The 318-nt window shown below is 56.0% G+C and carries 1 protein-coding gene and 1 pseudogene; both read left to right on the top strand.

Translation table 11 applies throughout. The features are described from left to right. Window positions 1–72, top strand: a pseudogene (locus AACY19_RS27555) (Hcp family type VI secretion system effector); the annotation flags it as partial. A gap of 130 nt (window positions 73–202) precedes the next feature. Continuing rightward, window positions 203–318: hypothetical protein (locus AACY19_RS28015; protein WP_445262340.1), on the top strand; the 116-nt coding region annotated here is incomplete at its 3' end.

Consider the following 318-nt stretch of genomic DNA (forward strand, 5'->3'; position numbering starts at 1 on the left):
CGCAAAATCACCTGGACCCACGAAGTATCCGGTACTTCGGGTTCCGATGACTGGCGTGCTCCAGTCGTTTAATTACGGCTGATCGTTACAAGCATCGGCCAGCTCTGCTGGTCGATGTTGTTTACGCCCCTCCAGAATTTCGCGTGCGTCGAACCGCCAGTCGGTCGTCGACGAACGCCGCTTGCAGCACAAGGAACAAGGGATGTTCGCGCCGGCCAATGAAACCCACTTTGCCCTGACCATCGAAGGTCTTTCCGCCGATTTCCAGGTGTTTACCCTTACCGGTCGGGAAGCCATCAGCCAGCCTTTTGTGTTTGA

The sequence above is a fragment of the Pseudomonas sp. EA_5y_Pfl2_R50 genome (genome assembly GCF_963970475.1).
Taxonomy (GTDB): Bacteria; Pseudomonadota; Gammaproteobacteria; order Pseudomonadales; family Pseudomonadaceae; genus Aquipseudomonas.